Origin of the sequence: Streptosporangium sp. NPDC051022 (assembly GCF_040683035.1) — a bacterium.
Taxonomy (GTDB): Bacteria; Actinomycetota; Actinomycetes; order Streptosporangiales; family Streptosporangiaceae; genus Streptosporangium.
The window spans coordinates 126,235-141,561 of sequence record NZ_JBFBCF010000019.1; the positions used below are offsets into that span (position 1 = coordinate 126,235).

A 15,327-nucleotide genomic window follows, 5' to 3' on the forward strand; every position below is an offset into this window, starting at 1 on the left:
GTCCGGCTCGCCGCCGGGCGGGGCGGAGGGCGGGGCGGAGGGCGCCCGAGGCGCGAGATTGACCCTGACACCGTGTGAGCCCCTACACCTGGATCCATCATGTTCAGCATCGGAGACTTCGCCCAGCTCGGCCGTGTTTCGGTTCGAATGCTGCGCCACTACGACGCCCTCGGGCTACTGCGGCCCGCCCACGTCGACCCCGCCAGCGGTTACCGCTTCTACCAGGCGGCCCAGCTCTCGCGGCTCAACCGCGTCATCGCGCTGAAGGACCTCGGTTTCACCCTGCAGCAGGTGCGGTCGATCCTCGACGAGAAGGTCACCGTGGCCGAGCTGCAGGGGATGGTACGGCTGCGCCGCGCGGAGCTGGAGGAGCGGATCGCCGCCGACACCGCGCGGCTGCTCCGGGTCGAGGCGAGGCTCCGGACGATCGAAAGGGAAGGGCACATGGCCATCGAAGAGGTCGTCGTCAAGCGGATCTCCCCGGTCAGGCTGGCCGAGCTCAGCGCCGTCGCGGCGAGCTACGACAGCCAGGACATCACTCCCGTCATCCGGCCCCTGTACGACGAGTTGTTCCCCCGCCTCGAAAGAGCCGGGGTGGCACCGGCCGGGTACGGCATCGCCCACTACGAACCGGTGGAGGACGGCTCGGTCGTCGTGCACGCCGGGGTCGAGGTGACGGCGGAGGCGTCGCGGAGCCACGACTTCCAGATCGTGGACCTGTCTGCGATCGAGACGGCCGCCACGATCGTCCATCGGGGGGCGATGGACGGGGTCGAATCGACCTACCAGGTGCTGGCCCACTGGGTCGAGGAGCACGGTTACCGCAGCCTCGGCCTGGCCCGGGAGGTCACCCTGGAGTGCCCGGCCGACCCCGGCGGATGGATCACCGAGCTCCAGCTCGCCATCACGGCCGCGTAGCCTCCGGCTGCCCGGCGAGCGGCTCGGCCGGCCGCTCGCCGGGTGCCGCGGCGGGGACGCGGACGACGATTCCCCCCGGCACGACCTTGGCCTTCAGCTTGGTGACGGTGTCCTTGGCGCCGCCGTCCAGCTCGTAGGTCATGGGGGCGCCGAGCCTGGCGCGGACCTTACGGGCCCGGGTCATCCGCACGAACGGGGAGTCGTCCGACCGGCCCGTGCTCATCCGGCCGAGCACGCGGGCCCACTGGACGGGTCCCTTGGCCGTGGTCACGCCGACCTCCAGCCAGCCGTCGTCGGGGCGGGCGTCGTCGAACGCCTCGATGCCGCCGGTGATGGTGCCGACGTTGCCCAGCAGCAGGCAGCTCGCCTCCCCCTCGAACCACGTCACCCCGTCGAGCTCGACCTTCATCCGCACGAGCTCGCCGCGGACGTGCCGCAGGCCGGTCCACACGTAGGCGGCCCGGCCCAGCCTGTCCTTCAGCCCCCGGTCGGCGTCCTTGATCATCTCAGCGTCGAAGCCGACGCCCGCCATGACGGCGAAGTGCTCGCCGTTGACCTTGCCCAGGTCCAGCCTCCGGCTCTCGCCGTGGAAGGCGATCCGCACGGCCTCGGGCAGGTCCTCGGGAACGCCGAGGTTGCGCGCGAAGAGGTTGGCCGTCCCCGCCGGGATGATGCCCACGGTCACGCCGGAACCGGCGAGCGCGTCCACGCAGCGCTGCACCATGCCGTCCCCGCCCCAGACCAGGACCAGCTCGGCCCCCTCCTTGAGGGCCCTGCGCACCCGCTTGGGAGCCTTCCTGCTCTTGGGGACCTCGTACCAGAGCAGTCTGCCCACGCCCTCGTCGGCCAGGAGCCTGCGCAGCTCGTCCAGCCCGCCGCCGAGTGACTTCCTCCGGTGGGCGATCACCGCGACCGTGCCGACCCGGTGCCTGTGCCGCAGCATGGAGACCCTCCCGATAACGTCGCCGTGGGTGCTCACCGACGGCTGCCCCCGCGCCGCGTCCGCAAACGCCGGGCCGCCCGGTCCCGCCCCTCGGCGAGGCGATCCTCAGCGGGTCCTTCAGCGGAGTCCTTCAGCGGGAGGGAGGCGTGAACTCCTCCCCCGCGGTCAGACGCTCGGCCAGACCGGTCGCGGTGGCGTCACGGCCAGAACCTCGCCTCGGGGAAGCGCCGGGACGGCCCGTCGAGCAGCGGCCGGGACCGCCCGCGCAGGTGCAGGTCGAAGAAGGCGCCGACGTACTCGCGGGTGATCGCCACGGCGCGGGGGCCGGAGATCGAAGCGCCGGTGTCGACACCGAGCCGGCCGGCGAACAGCGGATAGTCGGTGAAGGACGTGTGGTCCATGCCGTCGACCGTGAGCCAGCGCTTCCAGCCGGTCATCCGGAGCCAGTCGCGCCCCCAGGTGGTGTCCCTCCCGCCCGGCTCGTGGATCTTCCCCGCGCCCATCAGCATGAACGGCCGGGAAAGCCCTCCGTCGGGAACCGGGATGTGGAAGGTGCCGTCCATGTTGATCCCGGCGCGTACCCGGGGGTCGCCGAGCATGGTCCAGGTGGCGCTGTTGCCGCCGATGGAGTGACCGGCCATCCCGATCCGGGAGGGGTCGATCAGCCCGGAGTACCTCCAGGCCGGGCGCGGCCCGGTCAGCCGGTCGATCACGAAGGAGACGTCCGCCGCCCGGCCCCTGGTCGTCCTGTCGCCGAACTCCGGGGAGCCCCACGACTGGCAGGCGACGCAGGTCGCGGTGCGCCCGCCGGGAAGGGCCGTGCCGAAGGACTCGTACGTGTGGTCGATGCCCGCCACCACATAACCCCTGCTCGCCAGGTCCTCGGCCAGGGCCGTCAGCGAGCTGCGGGGCAGGGTGAACCCCGGAGACAGCACGACGAGGGGAAGGCCGTGCCCGAGCGGCGGGGCGTCGACGAAGGCGTTGGTCCGCGTCCCGCTGAGCACCTCTCCGGGCACGCCGTCGACCCCCTGCCCCTCCAGTAGCAGGGACGACTCCTCCGGAGTCATGTACGGGGCCCGTCTCCCGTGGGACGCCCGCGAGGGGTACCACAGCGAGACCATGAGCTCGCGCGCCCTCTCCTCGGGCACCCACGGGTCCGGGCGGGAGTCGTCGACCAGGTGCAGTGTCGTCGTGCCCACCTGGTGCGGGCCGGTCGGCCTGGACAGGCCGAGAGTCGCGCCGCGTACGGCGGGGACCTCTGCCGCGGCGGGCGTGGCGAACGTGAGCAGCGCGATGGCGGCGGCCAGGGCGCCGCGCAGGACGGATGTCGGCATACCGGAGATCTTTCTCGGCGGCCGTCCGCGCGCGCTTCGGCTGAAAGGGCGATCCGGGACGTACGACTTCCGCGGGTGAGATACGACGCCGGTCGCAGACCGGCGTCCGCGCGAAGGCGGTGTCCCGGCCGGCGGGCGCGACCGGGATCCGGCCCGTGCGCCCGGCCGGGGCCGCGGGCGGCCCGTGAGAACCCGTCCGGCCGCACCCGACGAAAGTCAGGGGTGGCGGGTGTCTTCCGGGTCGTGTGCCGGGGCGCGGGGATTTCTAGCGTGGCCGTCGTCGGCGAGACGATCGGAGTGGGCCGTGTGGTGGAAGGCCGTGTGGTGGAAGGCCGTGTGGCGGAACAGGGACCGGTGGCGGGGCACGGTGGTCACCGTGGCCGCCGTGATCACGGTGGTCATGGGATCGGTCGTTCCCGTGGCGCCGGATCCGGCGTTCGCGTGGGAGGGGCCGGATCCGGCGGCGATCGAGCGGGTGGTGACCGGCTTCGCCGGGCGGGCGGGCTATCCGGGCGTCGCCGTCGCGATCACCAAGGGCGGCCGGGTGGTCCACGTGGCGGGCTACGGCCACGACTCGACGGGGGCGCCCGTGACGGGCACGACCCCGATGCCGGTGGCCTCGGTCGGCAAGTCGTTCACCGCGCTGGCCGTGATGCGGCTGGCCGAGGCCGGGAAGGTGACTCTGGACGCACCGGTGCGCGACTATCTTCCCGGCTTCCGGATCGCCGATCCGCGAGGGGCGCGGATCACCGTGCGCCAGCTGCTGAACCAGACCTCCGGGCTCACCGACCGCACACTCGCGGAGAAGAGCCTGCCGCAGCCCGCTTCGCCCGCGGACGCCGTCCTGCGGGCCCGGCGCGCGACGCTCGCCGCCGAACCCGGGACGAAGCACTTCTACACGAACACGAACTACCACATCGCCGCCCGGCTGGTCGAGGTCGTCACGGGCGAGCCGTTCTCCGGCCATCTGCGGCGTCACGTGTTCGGCCCCCTCGGCATGCGGGCGAGCACCGCGATCGACCTCACCCCCCGTGACCTGCCCCGGGGAGTCGCCAAGGGACACGTCTACGCCTACGGGGCGTCCATCCCGGCCACCGAGCCGGAGCGGTTCGTCGGCGGCTCCGACGGCGTGATCACCACGGCCGAGGACATGGCCCGATGGCTGATCGTCCAGGGCAACGGGGGCAGGGCCGCCGACGGCACGCGGCTGCTCTCGGCCGGGAGCGTCGCGGCCATGCACACCTCGTCCGATCCCCGGTGGACCTACGGGATGGGCTGGGACACCGACGGCGGGGGCCGCGTGCGGCACAACGGGGTGTGGTTCACCTACACCGCGAGCCAGCTTCTCCTCCCCTCCGGCTACGGCATCGCGGTCCTCGGCAACAGCGGCATCGGCCTGGGCAACGAGGGCACCGACCAGCTGGCGAACGAGCTGGCCGCCCTCCTGACGGGTGGTGATCCGCCCTCCCCCGCCCCGGCGCGCCTGGTCGCCGACCTGGTTCTGGCCGGTCTGACCCTGGTGAGCCTGCTCCTCGGCGTCCGCAACCTGCGGCGGGCGCGGGCCTGGGCCGAGCGGTTCGCCGGCCGGCCCGCCTGGCGGCCCGCCGTGCGGCTGCTGCCCCGGCTCGTCCCCCTGGCCCTGGCGGTCTCCCTCCCCGTCCTGCTCGGCCTGCTCGTCGGAGGCGGGCGCGACATCACCCGGCTCCAGCTCGGCTACTACTCGGTGGCGCTGGTCACGTGGACGACGGTCGCGGCCGTGGCGAACGCCGGCGTGCTCGTCGTCCGCACCGCCGTGCTGGCACGGCTGCGCCGGTCGGCCGCCGCCGGGCGCACCGCCGGGGCGTCGTCCTGACCACCGCGAGGTAGCTTTGGTAACCGTGAGAGGCTGGGGCGGACGGTCGGGGACGTCACCCGTCCCGCCGTGGGCGCTGACCGTGCTCGCTGTGCTGCTGGCCGTCGTCGCCCTGTCGTATGACGAACTCCCGGGATGGGCGCTGGCCTGCGCGCTGCTGGCGCCCGTGACCGCCGGGGCGCTGCTGGCGGCCCGCCCCCTGGTCTCGCTCGGGGTGTGCGTGGCCGCGAGCCTGGCGACGGCACTGGCCCTGGGCGGCTCCGTTCCCGTGTGGAGCGTCGCGCTGGGCGCGGCACTCGGTGTGATCGCCTTCCTGACCGGCCGCCGGGCGCCCCGCCCGCTGCCCGCGCCGGCCGTCTTCGCGGCGGGGGCCGTACTGGACCTCCCGCTCAGCCTGGTCGCCGGGGACGTCTGGGCCTGGGCCACCGGGCTGCTGACGCTGACGCTGACGGTGGTGCTGCCGTGGACCCTGGGCCGCTCCATCCGCCAGCAGGCCGAGCTGGTGGCGGCCACCGCCGAGCGGGCCCGGCTCCAGGAGCGCGCCCGAATCGCGCACGACATGCACGACACGCTCGGACACGAGCTGAGCCTGCTGGCGCTGCACGCCGGGGCGCTCGAGATGGCACCCGACCTGGAGGAACGGCATCGGGAGGCGGCCGCCCGGCTGCGGGCCGGTGCCGGTTCGGCGACCGAGCGGCTGGCCGAGATCATCAGCGTCCTGCGCGACGACGGGCCCGCCCCGCTCCGGCCGGGCCCGGAGGACGTCGAGGACCTCGTCGACCGGGCCGTCCTGGCCGGGGTGGCGGTGTCCCTGGAGTGGGAGGGAGCACGGCGGCTGCCGCCCGTGGTCGACCGGGCGGCCTACCGTGTCGTCCAGGAAGGACTCACCAACGCGATGAAGCACGCGCCCGGGACCGCCGTGCGCGTACGGCTGGCGACCGCGCACGCCACGACCGTCGTCACCGTGGCCAACGCCCTGTCTCCCGGGCCGCGGCGAGCGTTCCTGCCGCCGAGTCCGCGGCGAGCGTTCCTGCCGCCGAGTCCGCGGCGGGAAGGCGGCGGGGGCGGTGGGGGCGGTGGGGGCGTCGGCCTGATCGGCCTGCGGGAGCGGGTCCGGCTCGCCGGCGGGACGTTCCAGGCCGGGGTCAGCGGCCACACGTTCGAGATGACGGCCACGCTGCCGCATACGGAGGAACCATGATCCGGGTACTGCTGGCCGACGACGAGGTGATGATCAGGGCCGGGGTCCGCGCCATCCTCACCACGGACCCCGGCATCGACGTGGTCGCCGAGGCGGGCGACGGGCGGGAGGCCGTCGAGCTCACCCTGGCGCACCGTCCCGACGTCGCCCTGCTCGACGTCCGCATGCCCCGCCTCGACGGCCTCTCCGCCGGTGCCGAGATCGTCCGTGCGGCGCCCGAGGTGGCCGTGGCCGTCCTCACCACCTTCGGCGACGACGCCTACCTGACCCGGGCGCTCGACAGCGGTGCCCGGGGCTTCCTGCTCAAGTCCGGCGACCCGCGCGAGCTGATCGCCGGCGTTCACGCGGTCGCCGCGGGCGGCGCCTACCTGGCGCCGAAACCGGCCGCGCGGGTGATCGGCAGGCTGCGCTCGGCCGGGCTCGACCGCGCGGTGACCGCGCGCGCCAGGATAGGGCTGCTCACCGAGCGGGAACGCGACGTGCTGACCCTGCTCGGCACCGGGCTGTCCAACGCCCAGATCGCCAAGCGCCTCAACGTCACCGAGGGCACGGTCAAGGGACATGTCAGCGCCATCCTCACCCGGCTCGACCTGGGCAATCGGGTGCAGGCGGCCGTCCTCGCCCACGAAGCCGGCCTCATCGCACCGTGACGCCGCGGCCGTGTGGGGAATCGAAAACGCCTTCGCACGGCCGAACGGCCGGAAAAACCGCGAAGGCCGCACGGTGTCCGCGTCCGCCGGAATCGTTCCACCGCCGGGTCGCCCATATGGCCCCGCATACCGAGTGAGACGGACCGATTATGGCCCGTCACCCTTAACGGCTCTCCGGCACGGTGACTTCGGGGCGCCGATACGAGGGGACGTCACCCGGACACGCGCCGGATACGGGAGCGCTCCTCCGCGAGCGGAGTGTCACAGAAGCACCCCAATTCCACGCTTTCCTGCATTCTTTCCGGGAAATCGGCGGAGATCCGTACGGTGAACGTAAGACGACCCCCGGATCCGATTCCCGAAAGGCGGCGCCCCGACACATAAAAGCCGGATAAAAGGAGAGATCCACTTCCGGCTCCGATGAGGCCGATCGGACCCCGGCGCCGCGACCTGAGGCGGCCGGGAAATCTCACGAAAAACCACCGGCGGATGCCGGGAACCCGGCGGAGCGCGGGCCGCCCGCCCCCGGGTGCGATCCGGTGGACGGGCGGCCCGGCCGGCGGGCCGGGGCTCAGCCGCCGAGCAGCGCCGCGACCGCGCCGGCCGTCTCCGGGTACCGGGCGAGCAGTTCCCTCACCTCCGTCTCCCCCTCCTCCTGGCCGCCGCCCGCGGGCCACTCCGCCGCGCAGCCGAGCAGCTCCGCCACGGCGTCGCACGTCCGCGGGTGCCGGACCAGCAGGCCTGTCACCGGCCCGCTCGGCGCGGACACCGCCCGGGCCGCCCGCGCGGGTGCGGCCGGCCGCTCCCACGGCGGGGCCCAGGCGTCCAGCTCGGCCAGCCTGCCGGGGAAGGTACGGCCCGCCTCCCGGACGAGCACGGGCACCAGCTCCAGCGCGTACCGGCGCAGCGTCGTGATCAGCGTCGGCAACCACGGCAGCAGGACGGAGTCGGGCAGCCGCGCGAAGGCCTTGGACAGCACCTCCACCACGAACGGGGCCAGGGCCGGGACGGGTTCGAGCGCCTGGACGAACCCGCTCAGGTAGAGCGGGAAGGCGGGGACGACGAGCGGGTTGTCCAGCAGTTCGTCGCACCGGGCACGCAGTTCGTCCCGCGGCAGCAGGCCCAGCTGCGTCTTGGCCGCCCATAGCAGCGCCACCTTGGCCGGCGCCTCCGGATGCGACTGCCGTACCGCCAGTTCCAGCTGGGCCCGGTCGCAGCCCAGCGACAGCGCGAGGCTCTCCAGGGTGAACAGGAAGCCGAGCATGGCGCCGACCTGGCGGACGCCGGTGTCGTCGTCGGCGAAGGCGGTCGGCAGCAGCGTGCAGTAGTGGGCGTACCCGGCCGTGACGAACGCCTCGCACCAGGCCGGCAGAGCCGGTTCGGCGGCCCGGTAGTGGGCCAGCAGCCGGCGGATCCGGCGCAGCACCTCGGGGGCGTCGTCGACGGTGCGCTCGGCGGCCAGCAGTTCCACCGCGCGGTTGCCGAGTTCGTCGGCGAAGCGGCGGCTTCCCAGATAGAGGATGGCGTCCTCCACCGCGGCGAGCGCGACCCCCGCGGTGGCCTGCGGTTCCCACACCTTGCGGCGCAACCGCTGCTCCAGCACCTGCTCGACGGTGACGCCCTCGTAGCCCAGCTCGATGATCGACCGCTGGTGGCGGCCGATCGCCAGGTCCCAGCTCTCCTGGATCGGCCGCTCACCGAGGCGGCGCGCCCCCATGATGGGCCGGACCGCGTCGTCGGGCAGCAGGTAGCGCAGCGTCCACAGCAGGTCCGAGCACGGCACCAGCTCGGGTTCCGTCATCAGGTCCATCAGCACCCGCTGCTGGGTGCGCCTGCTCAGGTCCAGCCCGAGCGGTTCCAGCCGGTCGTACACGTCGCGCGCCAGCGGGGGGAGCGCGTCGTATCCGACCGCGCCGATCCGGTCGCCGCCCAGCAGGATCTCGCACAGGCGGCGTACGTCGCGGCGGCCCGGCACGACGTCCTTCTCGATGCAGGTGACCGCGGCGTCCTGGAAGTCGTACGGCGTCGGCCTGGCCCGGCCGCGCATCCCGGCGAGCAGGATCGACGTCTCGAACACCGCGATGGCGTCGGCCGTACTGGCCAGGTAGCCGTTGCGGCGGGCCAGCCGCACGATGTCGACGCACCACCCGCGCAGCTCGTCCTCGTCCAGGCCGTCCAGCACGGGCGGGGTGGCCAGGAAGCCCGTCAGCCGGTCGGCGGCCGGTTCCGGCGGGGCGGGCGGTACGGGCTTGGCGGCCTTCGCGGCCCGCGAGCGGGTGCGGCCGCCCTTCTGCCCCTCCAGCCGGTACGGCGTGACGCCCCCGCGGGTCGCCGCCTTGGACCAGGTCGCCGCGGCGATCGACACCGACCCCTGGGCCAGGCCGAACTGGGCCTCGATGGCCGAGTGGCTGGAGGGGATGAGCCCGTACAGCCAGCGCGTGGCCGTACGGGGGGTGATGGCGTACGGCGGCGCGGCGGACGCCAGGCCGAACTCGTCGACCCGGCTGACGGCGTGGAAGGCTCCGCACACGTACAGGCAGTCCGCCGGGTCGGTGCCCGACGTGGCGAGGTGCTCGCGGATCCGGGTCCACATGTAGCGTTCGCGTTCCTCGTCACGCTCCAGGCGGTCGTCCGAGGAGGGACGCAGGCGCCGGAACAGGCTGCCGATCAGCGCCATGGCCTGACGGTAGGTGTCGTAGTCCACGCCGGTCAGCGGCTGCTCGACGTACTGGTCCCACCACTCGGACCAGTGCCGGACCTTGCCGTGGTGCAGCAGGTGCGCCTCGAGCTCGGCGAAGCGGGGCCGCAGGTCACCGATCTCGACGCCCACGGCGTCGCCGTGCAGGGCCGCCTCCTCCCCCGGCCCGGCGGTGCCTGCCGCGTCGGCCTCGTCGCCGGTGCCGGCCGCGGCCCCGGCGTCCGCGCTCTCGTCCGGCTCGCGGGGCAGCCACTGGAAGACGTGGTCCACCGAGCGGTCGACCAGCACCAGCTCGACGCCGGGGGTGTCGAGCGCGTAGGCGATGGCCTGGTACTCCGCCGACGCCTCGGTGACCGGCGCCACGACGCTGAGCGGGCCGGAGCCGGGCGGGAAGCCGTCGAGCTGGGTGGCGAACGCCTGCAGCGCCACCGGCAGCCGGCAGTTGCGCAGCTCCTCCAGGATCGGGCGCAGGTCCTCGCACAGCTCCAGGTAGACGACCTTGGGCCGTTTGTCGCGCAGCCGCCGGGTCATGGCCAGCGCGGAGGCCGGTGAGTGGTGGCACACCGGGAAGATCTCGAGTTCCTCGCGGAGCACCCGGTCGACGTCGTCGACCATGCCGGACAGGATGCCGGGCAGGGCGTCCCGGCCGCCGGAGAAGGTCTCGGCGGCGTCGAGGAGTTGCTCGCGCAGGGCGCCGAAGGTGCTCATGACAGAGTGGAGATCGCCTGGCGGCCGCCCTCGAGGAAGTTCGTCCACTCCCCGCCGTCCTTCTTGCTGCGCGGTTCGACGACGCCGTGCCAGTACTTGTTCAGAATGGCCAGGTCCTCGGGGGCGCGCCTGGCCAGCGAGCCCACCAGGGCTCCGGCCAGCGTCTCGGCGCGCAGCGTGCGGTCGCCGAAGAAGTGGCTGTGCAGGATGGCGTCCTCCAGCACGCCGATCTGCTCGGCGGTGGACAGCGCCGACTCCAGCTTCTCGTCCTCGCCGGTGGCCGACGCCGCCGCGGTGCGCAGGTCGGCGAAGCTCTGCAGCAGGATGTCCAGCAGCGTGGGCGGCAGCTCCAGCTCGATGCGGTGCCGGCGCAGCAGCTCCGTGGTGCGGAAGCGGACGATCTCCGCCTCGCTGGACTTGCTCGTCACAACCGGGATGCGGACGAAGTTGAAGCGCCGCTTCAGCGCCGAGGACAGGTCGTTCACGCCCCGGTCGCGGCTGTTGGCCGTGGCGATGATCGAGAAGCCGGGCCGGGCGAACACGGTGTTGTCGGTGTCGAGCTCGGGGATGGACACGTACTTCTCGGACAGGATCGAGATCAGGGCGTCCTGCACGTCGCTGGTCGATCGGGTCAGCTCCTCGAAGCGGCCGATCATGCCCTGTTCCATCGCCGTCATGATCGGCGAGGGGATCATCGACTCACGGGACTGGCCCTTGGCGATCACCATGGAGACGTTCCACGAGTACTTGATGTGGTCCTCGGTGGTGCCCGCCGTCCCCTGGACGACCAGGGTGGAGTTGCGGCAGATGGCGGCCGACAGCAGCTCGGCCAGCCAGCTCTTGCCGGTTCCGGGGTCGCCGATCAGCAGCAGGCCCCGGTCGGAGGCGAGCGTCACGATGCTGCGCTCGACGAAGCTCCGGTCACCGAACCACTTCTGCGAGATCTCCCGGTCCAGGCCGTCGGAGCGCTCGGAGCCGAGCACGAACAGCCGGACCATCCGGGGGCTGAGCCGCCAGGAGAACGGCTTGGGGCCGTCGTCGACCGACTCCAGCCAGTCGAGCTCCTCGGCGTACTTCACCTCGACGGGCGCGCGCAGCATCTCATTGGTCATTGAGGGGTCTCCTAAGCGAGGAAGTTCTTGAGTTCGAACACGAGTTTGCGGATGTGGCCGGAGATGACCGGCGTGCCCAGGTTCTTGAGCTTCTGCCGGAACCACGGGTTGACGCTCTGCTGGCCGCCGCTGTTCACCGAGCCCACCGGGATGATCCGGACACCGGAGCGGTGCAGGGCCTCCAGCCCGGCGTAGACGCCGTCGCAGTTCCATTCGTAGAAGTCCGAGATCCACACGACCACGGTGTTGCGCGGGTCGGCGACCTTCGGCTGGGCGAGGGCCAGGGCGGCCGTGCCGTCGGTGCCGCCGCCGAGCTGGGTGCGCAGCAGCACCTCGAACGGGTCGTGTACCCACGGGGTGAGGTCGAGCGCGCGGGTGTCGTAGGCGACGAGGTGCACGTCGACCTTGGGCAGCCCGGCGAAGATCGACGCCAGGATGGTGCAGTTCACCATGGCGTCGACCATCGAGCCGGACTGGTCGACGACCACGATCAGCCGGGCGGGCGTGGTGCGTCTGGCGGTGCGCCGGTAGTACAGCCGGTCGACGTAGAGCCGCTGGTCCTCGGGGTTGTAGTTGGTGAGGTTCTTCCAGATGGTGCGCTCGACGTCGAGGTTGCGGAACACCCGCTTGGGCGGTACCGACCGGTCGATGACGCCCGCGCTGGCCTTGGCGACCTGTGTGCGCAGCACCTCGGCGACCTCGTCGACGAACCTGCGGATCAGCGCCTTGGCGTTGGCCAGCGCCACCCCCGACAGGTTGGCCTTGTCGCGCAGCAGCTGCTCGACGAGCGACATGCTCGGTGTCAGCTGCCTGGCCAGGGCCGGGTCGGCCAGGACCTCGCGCAGCCGCATGCGGCTGACCAGGTCGGCCTCCAGACCGGCCAGCATCCCGGCCAGCTCGCCGCTCCCGTATCCGGCCCCCGGCCCGTTTCCCGCTCCGGTTCCGCCTCCGCCTCCGGCCGCGTTTCCCGCTCCGCCTCCCGTTCCGGCCGCGTTTCCCGCTCCGGCTCCCGTTCCGGGCCCGGCGCACAGGGCCTGCCTGAACCAGCCGGCGTCCTGCTGCCAGGCCGCGAGCCGGGTGGCGGTGACGTCGCCCGTTCCGGTGGAGAAGACGTTGAGCAGCAGCTTCGACACCAGGGCGGCCCTGCGCACCTCGTCGCCGGGGGCGTCCTCCTCCGGCGCGAGCAGGTTCTGGAACTCGGCGGCCAGCTCGGGAAAGCGCTGCACCAGGTTGTCGACCGACACCGAGGGGTCGAGCAGGGCGGCGGGCAGGCCGAGATCGTCGACGACCGCCATGCTCGCGGTCTCCAGCGCGGGCTGCTCGTCGTGGTCGAAGAGCCGGGCGAGCAGCCGCCAGTAGAGCACCTGCCGCCGGTTGCGCGCGGCGCTCATCGAGGCGTCGTCACCGGCCGTACCGCCCTCGCCCGCCGCGGCGCCGGCGCTCACCGGGGCGCCGTCGCCCGCGGGGACGTCCTCGCCTGCGGGGATCTCGTCACCCGCGGGGATGCCCGCGGGAATGTGGTCGCTCATCGTCTCAGCAACCGTCCGGCTCGCTCGCGGAGCACGGCGACGGCGTCCCCGGCCCTGGCCTCGGCCTTCACCACCTTGGGGTCGGTGGGTCCCAGCGCCCAGTCGCCGGTGCCGGCCTCGACCGTCGTCTTCTTGACCTTCGCCTGTACGGCGAGCGGCTGCAGCAGCCAGCGGCCGCCGTCCCAGCGGACCAGCCCGACGCACGCCGAGGAGTCCACCACCAGCTTCGGCGTGAGCGGCCCGCAGGCGGGCAGCCTCTCGGTGTCCACGGCGAGCACGGTGCCGTCCAGGTCGAACGAGCCGTCCTCGGTGACCCGGTAGCCCTCCACCAGCACGGGTTCGGCGATGCGCACCGGATGGCGCTCCAGGGGCGCCGCCGCCGGGGCCAGCGCGTCGGCGAGCAGCAGCCGGGCGGTGGTGAAGGGGTCGGCGGGCTTGCCCGGCAGGGCTCGGTCGTCGTGCCAGATCAGGTCGCCGCCACCGAGCAGGGGCAGGTCGGTGACGTCCAGGGCGCGGCGATCCGTCAGCGCGGCCAGCAGTACGGGGTGGCGGTGCAGCAGCTTCCACACCGCGGGCCCGGTGATGGTGTCCACCTTGGCGGCGGTGACGGCGGTCCGCACCAGCCGGGCCCGGCCGCCGCCCGCGGGTTCCAGGACGGCGTGGACCTGGCACTGGACCGCGGTGCCGTGCTCGTGCACGTCGACGCCGAGGATCAGCAGCCGCCCCGACACCGTTTCCACGGGCTGAACGGCGCCGGGCAGGACACCGTCCTGTGACAGCAGCACGGCCCGGCTCCACAGGTCGGCCCAGCGCCGCACCGGCAGGTGCTCCATCGTGCCGACCGGGCAGGAGGCGCGCAGTTCGGCCGCGAGGCCGTCCAGCAGCACCGCGAGCCTGCGCTGTCCCGGCACGGCCAGCAGTGCCTCGATGATCTGGTCGGCGGTGGAGACCAGGTCGTGGTCGACGCCTCGCCAGCCGGTGATGGCCAGCTCGCGCAGCCAGGACCGGACACCGCCGAGCAGGTTGCCGGCGCCGTCCGCCCCGGACTCCGGCGCGGCCTGCCAGGGGGCGCGTTCGCGTCCCAGTGCCGTGTCCAGACCGGCGACCAGGGCGTCGTGCACGGCGCCGAGCAGGGCGGTCCGGCCGCCGGCCAGTGCCGTCAGGTGCTCCTCGGCGATCGAGCCGGAGGCGACCTTGGCCGCGGCCTCCGCCAGGCACTCGCCGATCGGGGTGGCCGCGAAGGCCCCGGCCAGGGCGGTCAGCGCCTCGGCGCGCTCCTCGGCGAGCCGGGCGAGGCCGTGCGCCAGGGCGTCGTCGAAACCGGTCACCAGGGCGAGCGCCTCCCCGGCGCCCTCCGGGTCGCCCTCCACCAGGGCGGCCAGCTGTACGGCGAGCATCAGCGCACCACCCCCGCGGCCGGGAACCATTGCAGTTCGGGAATCGGCACGGTGGTGTCGGGCACCTCGAGGTAGGCCAGGTGGCGCAGGAAGCGACTGAACACCACGGCGGCGGGGGCGGACTCGTGGGTGCCGCTCAGGCAGCCCATCAGGGAGGCGCCCTCGGGAACGTCGACCTGCAGGTAGCGGGCCACGCGGCCGATGCCGTACTGCAGGACGGCCTCGGCGGCCAGGGCGTGCAGGTGCTTGCACGGCGCGCCGTACAGGCCGCCGCACGGGCGGTTGTTGTTGGTGCTGCAGTTGTAGGCGTGGGTGCCGGCGGCGATGGAGGAGACGTAGACCCGGCTGATGTCCGAGCCGCTCGACACCACGCCCTGGAGCCGGCCGTCCGCCAGCTCGACGAAGGGGACCTTCGCCAGCTTGCGGGGCTGGACGGGCGGCACCACCCGCACCCTGCTGTGTTGTTCCCACACGGCTGCGCCGTCGGGTGAACGGTCAATCATGATCGGGAAGGTAGCGGACCTCTCCGACAGAAACGACACGGCCGGACGTCTCCGCGGGACCGCCGGTTCCATAATTCCGTCCGGCGGCCCTACCAGATGGCCGCGGGGAGGCGGCCGCTCTTTCGGGGGGCGCGGGGCCCGCCGTCAATCCGCACCGTCAATCCGCACCGTCCCGACAGGTTTCCGCCCCCGGCCGGCGCGCGACCCGCCGGCGAAATCAGGAATCCACCGTGAAAAGCGCCGGAAAAAAATGCGAACGAGCAAATTTGGAGTCATTCAAAAAGAACGGACAATTACAGAATACCAAATTCGAAAACGGAAGCGCATCATTCCCGGAGCCGGGATCCTTTCTCGCGCCGATGCCACCCGGAGTCGTTTCGCCGGGCCTTTCGAGGGACATTCGGAAAACGGCGCGACGCGACCGCCCGCGAGTGATCCGCGCGACGCCCGGATCCGGACGCCGATCCGGACGCCGACCCGGT

12 protein-coding genes are annotated in these 15,327 nt (G+C 72.9%); 4 read left to right on the forward strand and 8 right to left on the reverse strand.

Features of this window, described 5'->3' with window-relative positions; genetic code table 11:
• Positions 1 to 99 precede the first annotated feature (99 nt).
• Entirely contained in the window at positions 100 to 918 is an 819-nt protein-coding gene (locus AB0N02_RS28005) for a MerR family transcriptional regulator (RefSeq protein WP_363952416.1), read from the forward strand.
• Here the strand turns inward: AB0N02_RS28005 and AB0N02_RS28010 are convergent.
• The 3 genes from AB0N02_RS28010 to AB0N02_RS28020 form a co-directional block, all read right to left on the reverse strand.
• The gene (locus AB0N02_RS28010) at positions 905 to 1,861 is read right to left on the reverse strand and encodes a YegS/Rv2252/BmrU family lipid kinase (protein WP_363952419.1); all 957 of its coding nucleotides are present in this window, start codon (positions 1,859 to 1,861) and stop codon (positions 905 to 907) included. The two genes, AB0N02_RS28005 and AB0N02_RS28010, sit on opposite strands and share 14 nt — an antisense overlap.
• 197 nt (positions 1,862 to 2,058) lie before the next feature.
• A complete protein-coding gene (locus AB0N02_RS28015; RefSeq protein WP_363952422.1) occupies positions 2,059 to 3,195 on the reverse strand; it encodes an alpha/beta hydrolase in 1,137 nt (378 codons plus the stop codon).
• A 216-nt stretch (positions 3,196 to 3,411) separates the two neighbouring features.
• Positions 3,412 to 3,597, reverse strand: coding sequence for a hypothetical protein (locus AB0N02_RS28020; protein ID WP_363952425.1), 186 nt, complete (start codon positions 3,595 to 3,597; stop codon positions 3,412 to 3,414).
• On the opposite strand from AB0N02_RS28020, the gene AB0N02_RS28025 reads away from it, so the two are divergent.
• The 3 genes from AB0N02_RS28025 to AB0N02_RS28035 are packed head-to-tail and all read left to right on the forward strand — an operon-like array spanning position 3,581 to position 6,898.
• Complete coding sequence (locus tag AB0N02_RS28025; RefSeq protein WP_363952427.1) at positions 3,581 to 5,047, forward strand: serine hydrolase domain-containing protein; 1,467 nt, start codon at positions 3,581 to 3,583, stop codon at positions 5,045 to 5,047. The genes AB0N02_RS28020 and AB0N02_RS28025 overlap by 17 nt on opposite strands.
• A 25-nt stretch (positions 5,048 to 5,072) precedes the next feature.
• The gene (locus AB0N02_RS28030) at positions 5,073 to 6,248 is read left to right on the forward strand and encodes a histidine kinase (RefSeq protein ID WP_363952429.1); all 1,176 of its coding nucleotides are present in this window, start codon (positions 5,073 to 5,075) and stop codon (positions 6,246 to 6,248) included.
• Positions 6,245 to 6,898, forward strand: coding sequence for a response regulator transcription factor (locus tag AB0N02_RS28035; RefSeq protein WP_363952431.1), 654 nt, complete (start codon positions 6,245 to 6,247; stop codon positions 6,896 to 6,898). Before AB0N02_RS28030 ends, AB0N02_RS28035 begins: the two co-directional genes overlap by 4 nt.
• A 571-nt stretch (positions 6,899 to 7,469) precedes the next feature.
• Here the strand turns inward: AB0N02_RS28035 and AB0N02_RS28040 are convergent.
• From AB0N02_RS28040 to AB0N02_RS28060, 5 genes are all read right to left on the reverse strand, one after another.
• Positions 7,470 to 10,304: a DUF5682 family protein gene (locus AB0N02_RS28040; RefSeq protein WP_363952434.1), complete on the reverse strand. Its 2,835-nt coding sequence runs from the start codon at positions 10,302 to 10,304 to the stop codon at positions 7,470 to 7,472.
• Positions 10,301 to 11,416, reverse strand: coding sequence for an AAA family ATPase (locus tag AB0N02_RS28045; protein ID WP_363952437.1), 1,116 nt, complete (start codon positions 11,414 to 11,416; stop codon positions 10,301 to 10,303). The genes AB0N02_RS28040 and AB0N02_RS28045 overlap by 4 nt, the downstream gene beginning before the upstream one ends.
• An 11-nt stretch (positions 11,417 to 11,427) precedes the next feature.
• Positions 11,428 to 12,807 (reverse strand): VWA domain-containing protein, encoded by a 1,380-nt coding sequence (locus AB0N02_RS28050; RefSeq protein ID WP_363952577.1) that lies wholly within the window; start codon positions 12,805 to 12,807, stop codon positions 11,428 to 11,430.
• Positions 12,808 to 12,941: 134 nt separating this feature from the next.
• The gene (locus AB0N02_RS28055) at positions 12,942 to 14,342 is read right to left on the reverse strand and encodes a hypothetical protein (protein ID WP_363952440.1); all 1,401 of its coding nucleotides are present in this window, start codon (positions 14,340 to 14,342) and stop codon (positions 12,942 to 12,944) included.
• On the reverse strand, positions 14,342 to 14,845 hold the full coding sequence (locus AB0N02_RS28060; RefSeq protein WP_363952442.1) for a hypothetical protein: 504 nt from the start codon (positions 14,843 to 14,845) through the stop codon (positions 14,342 to 14,344). The genes AB0N02_RS28055 and AB0N02_RS28060 overlap by 1 nt, the downstream gene beginning before the upstream one ends.
• Between the last annotated feature and the right edge of the window lie 482 nt (positions 14,846 to 15,327).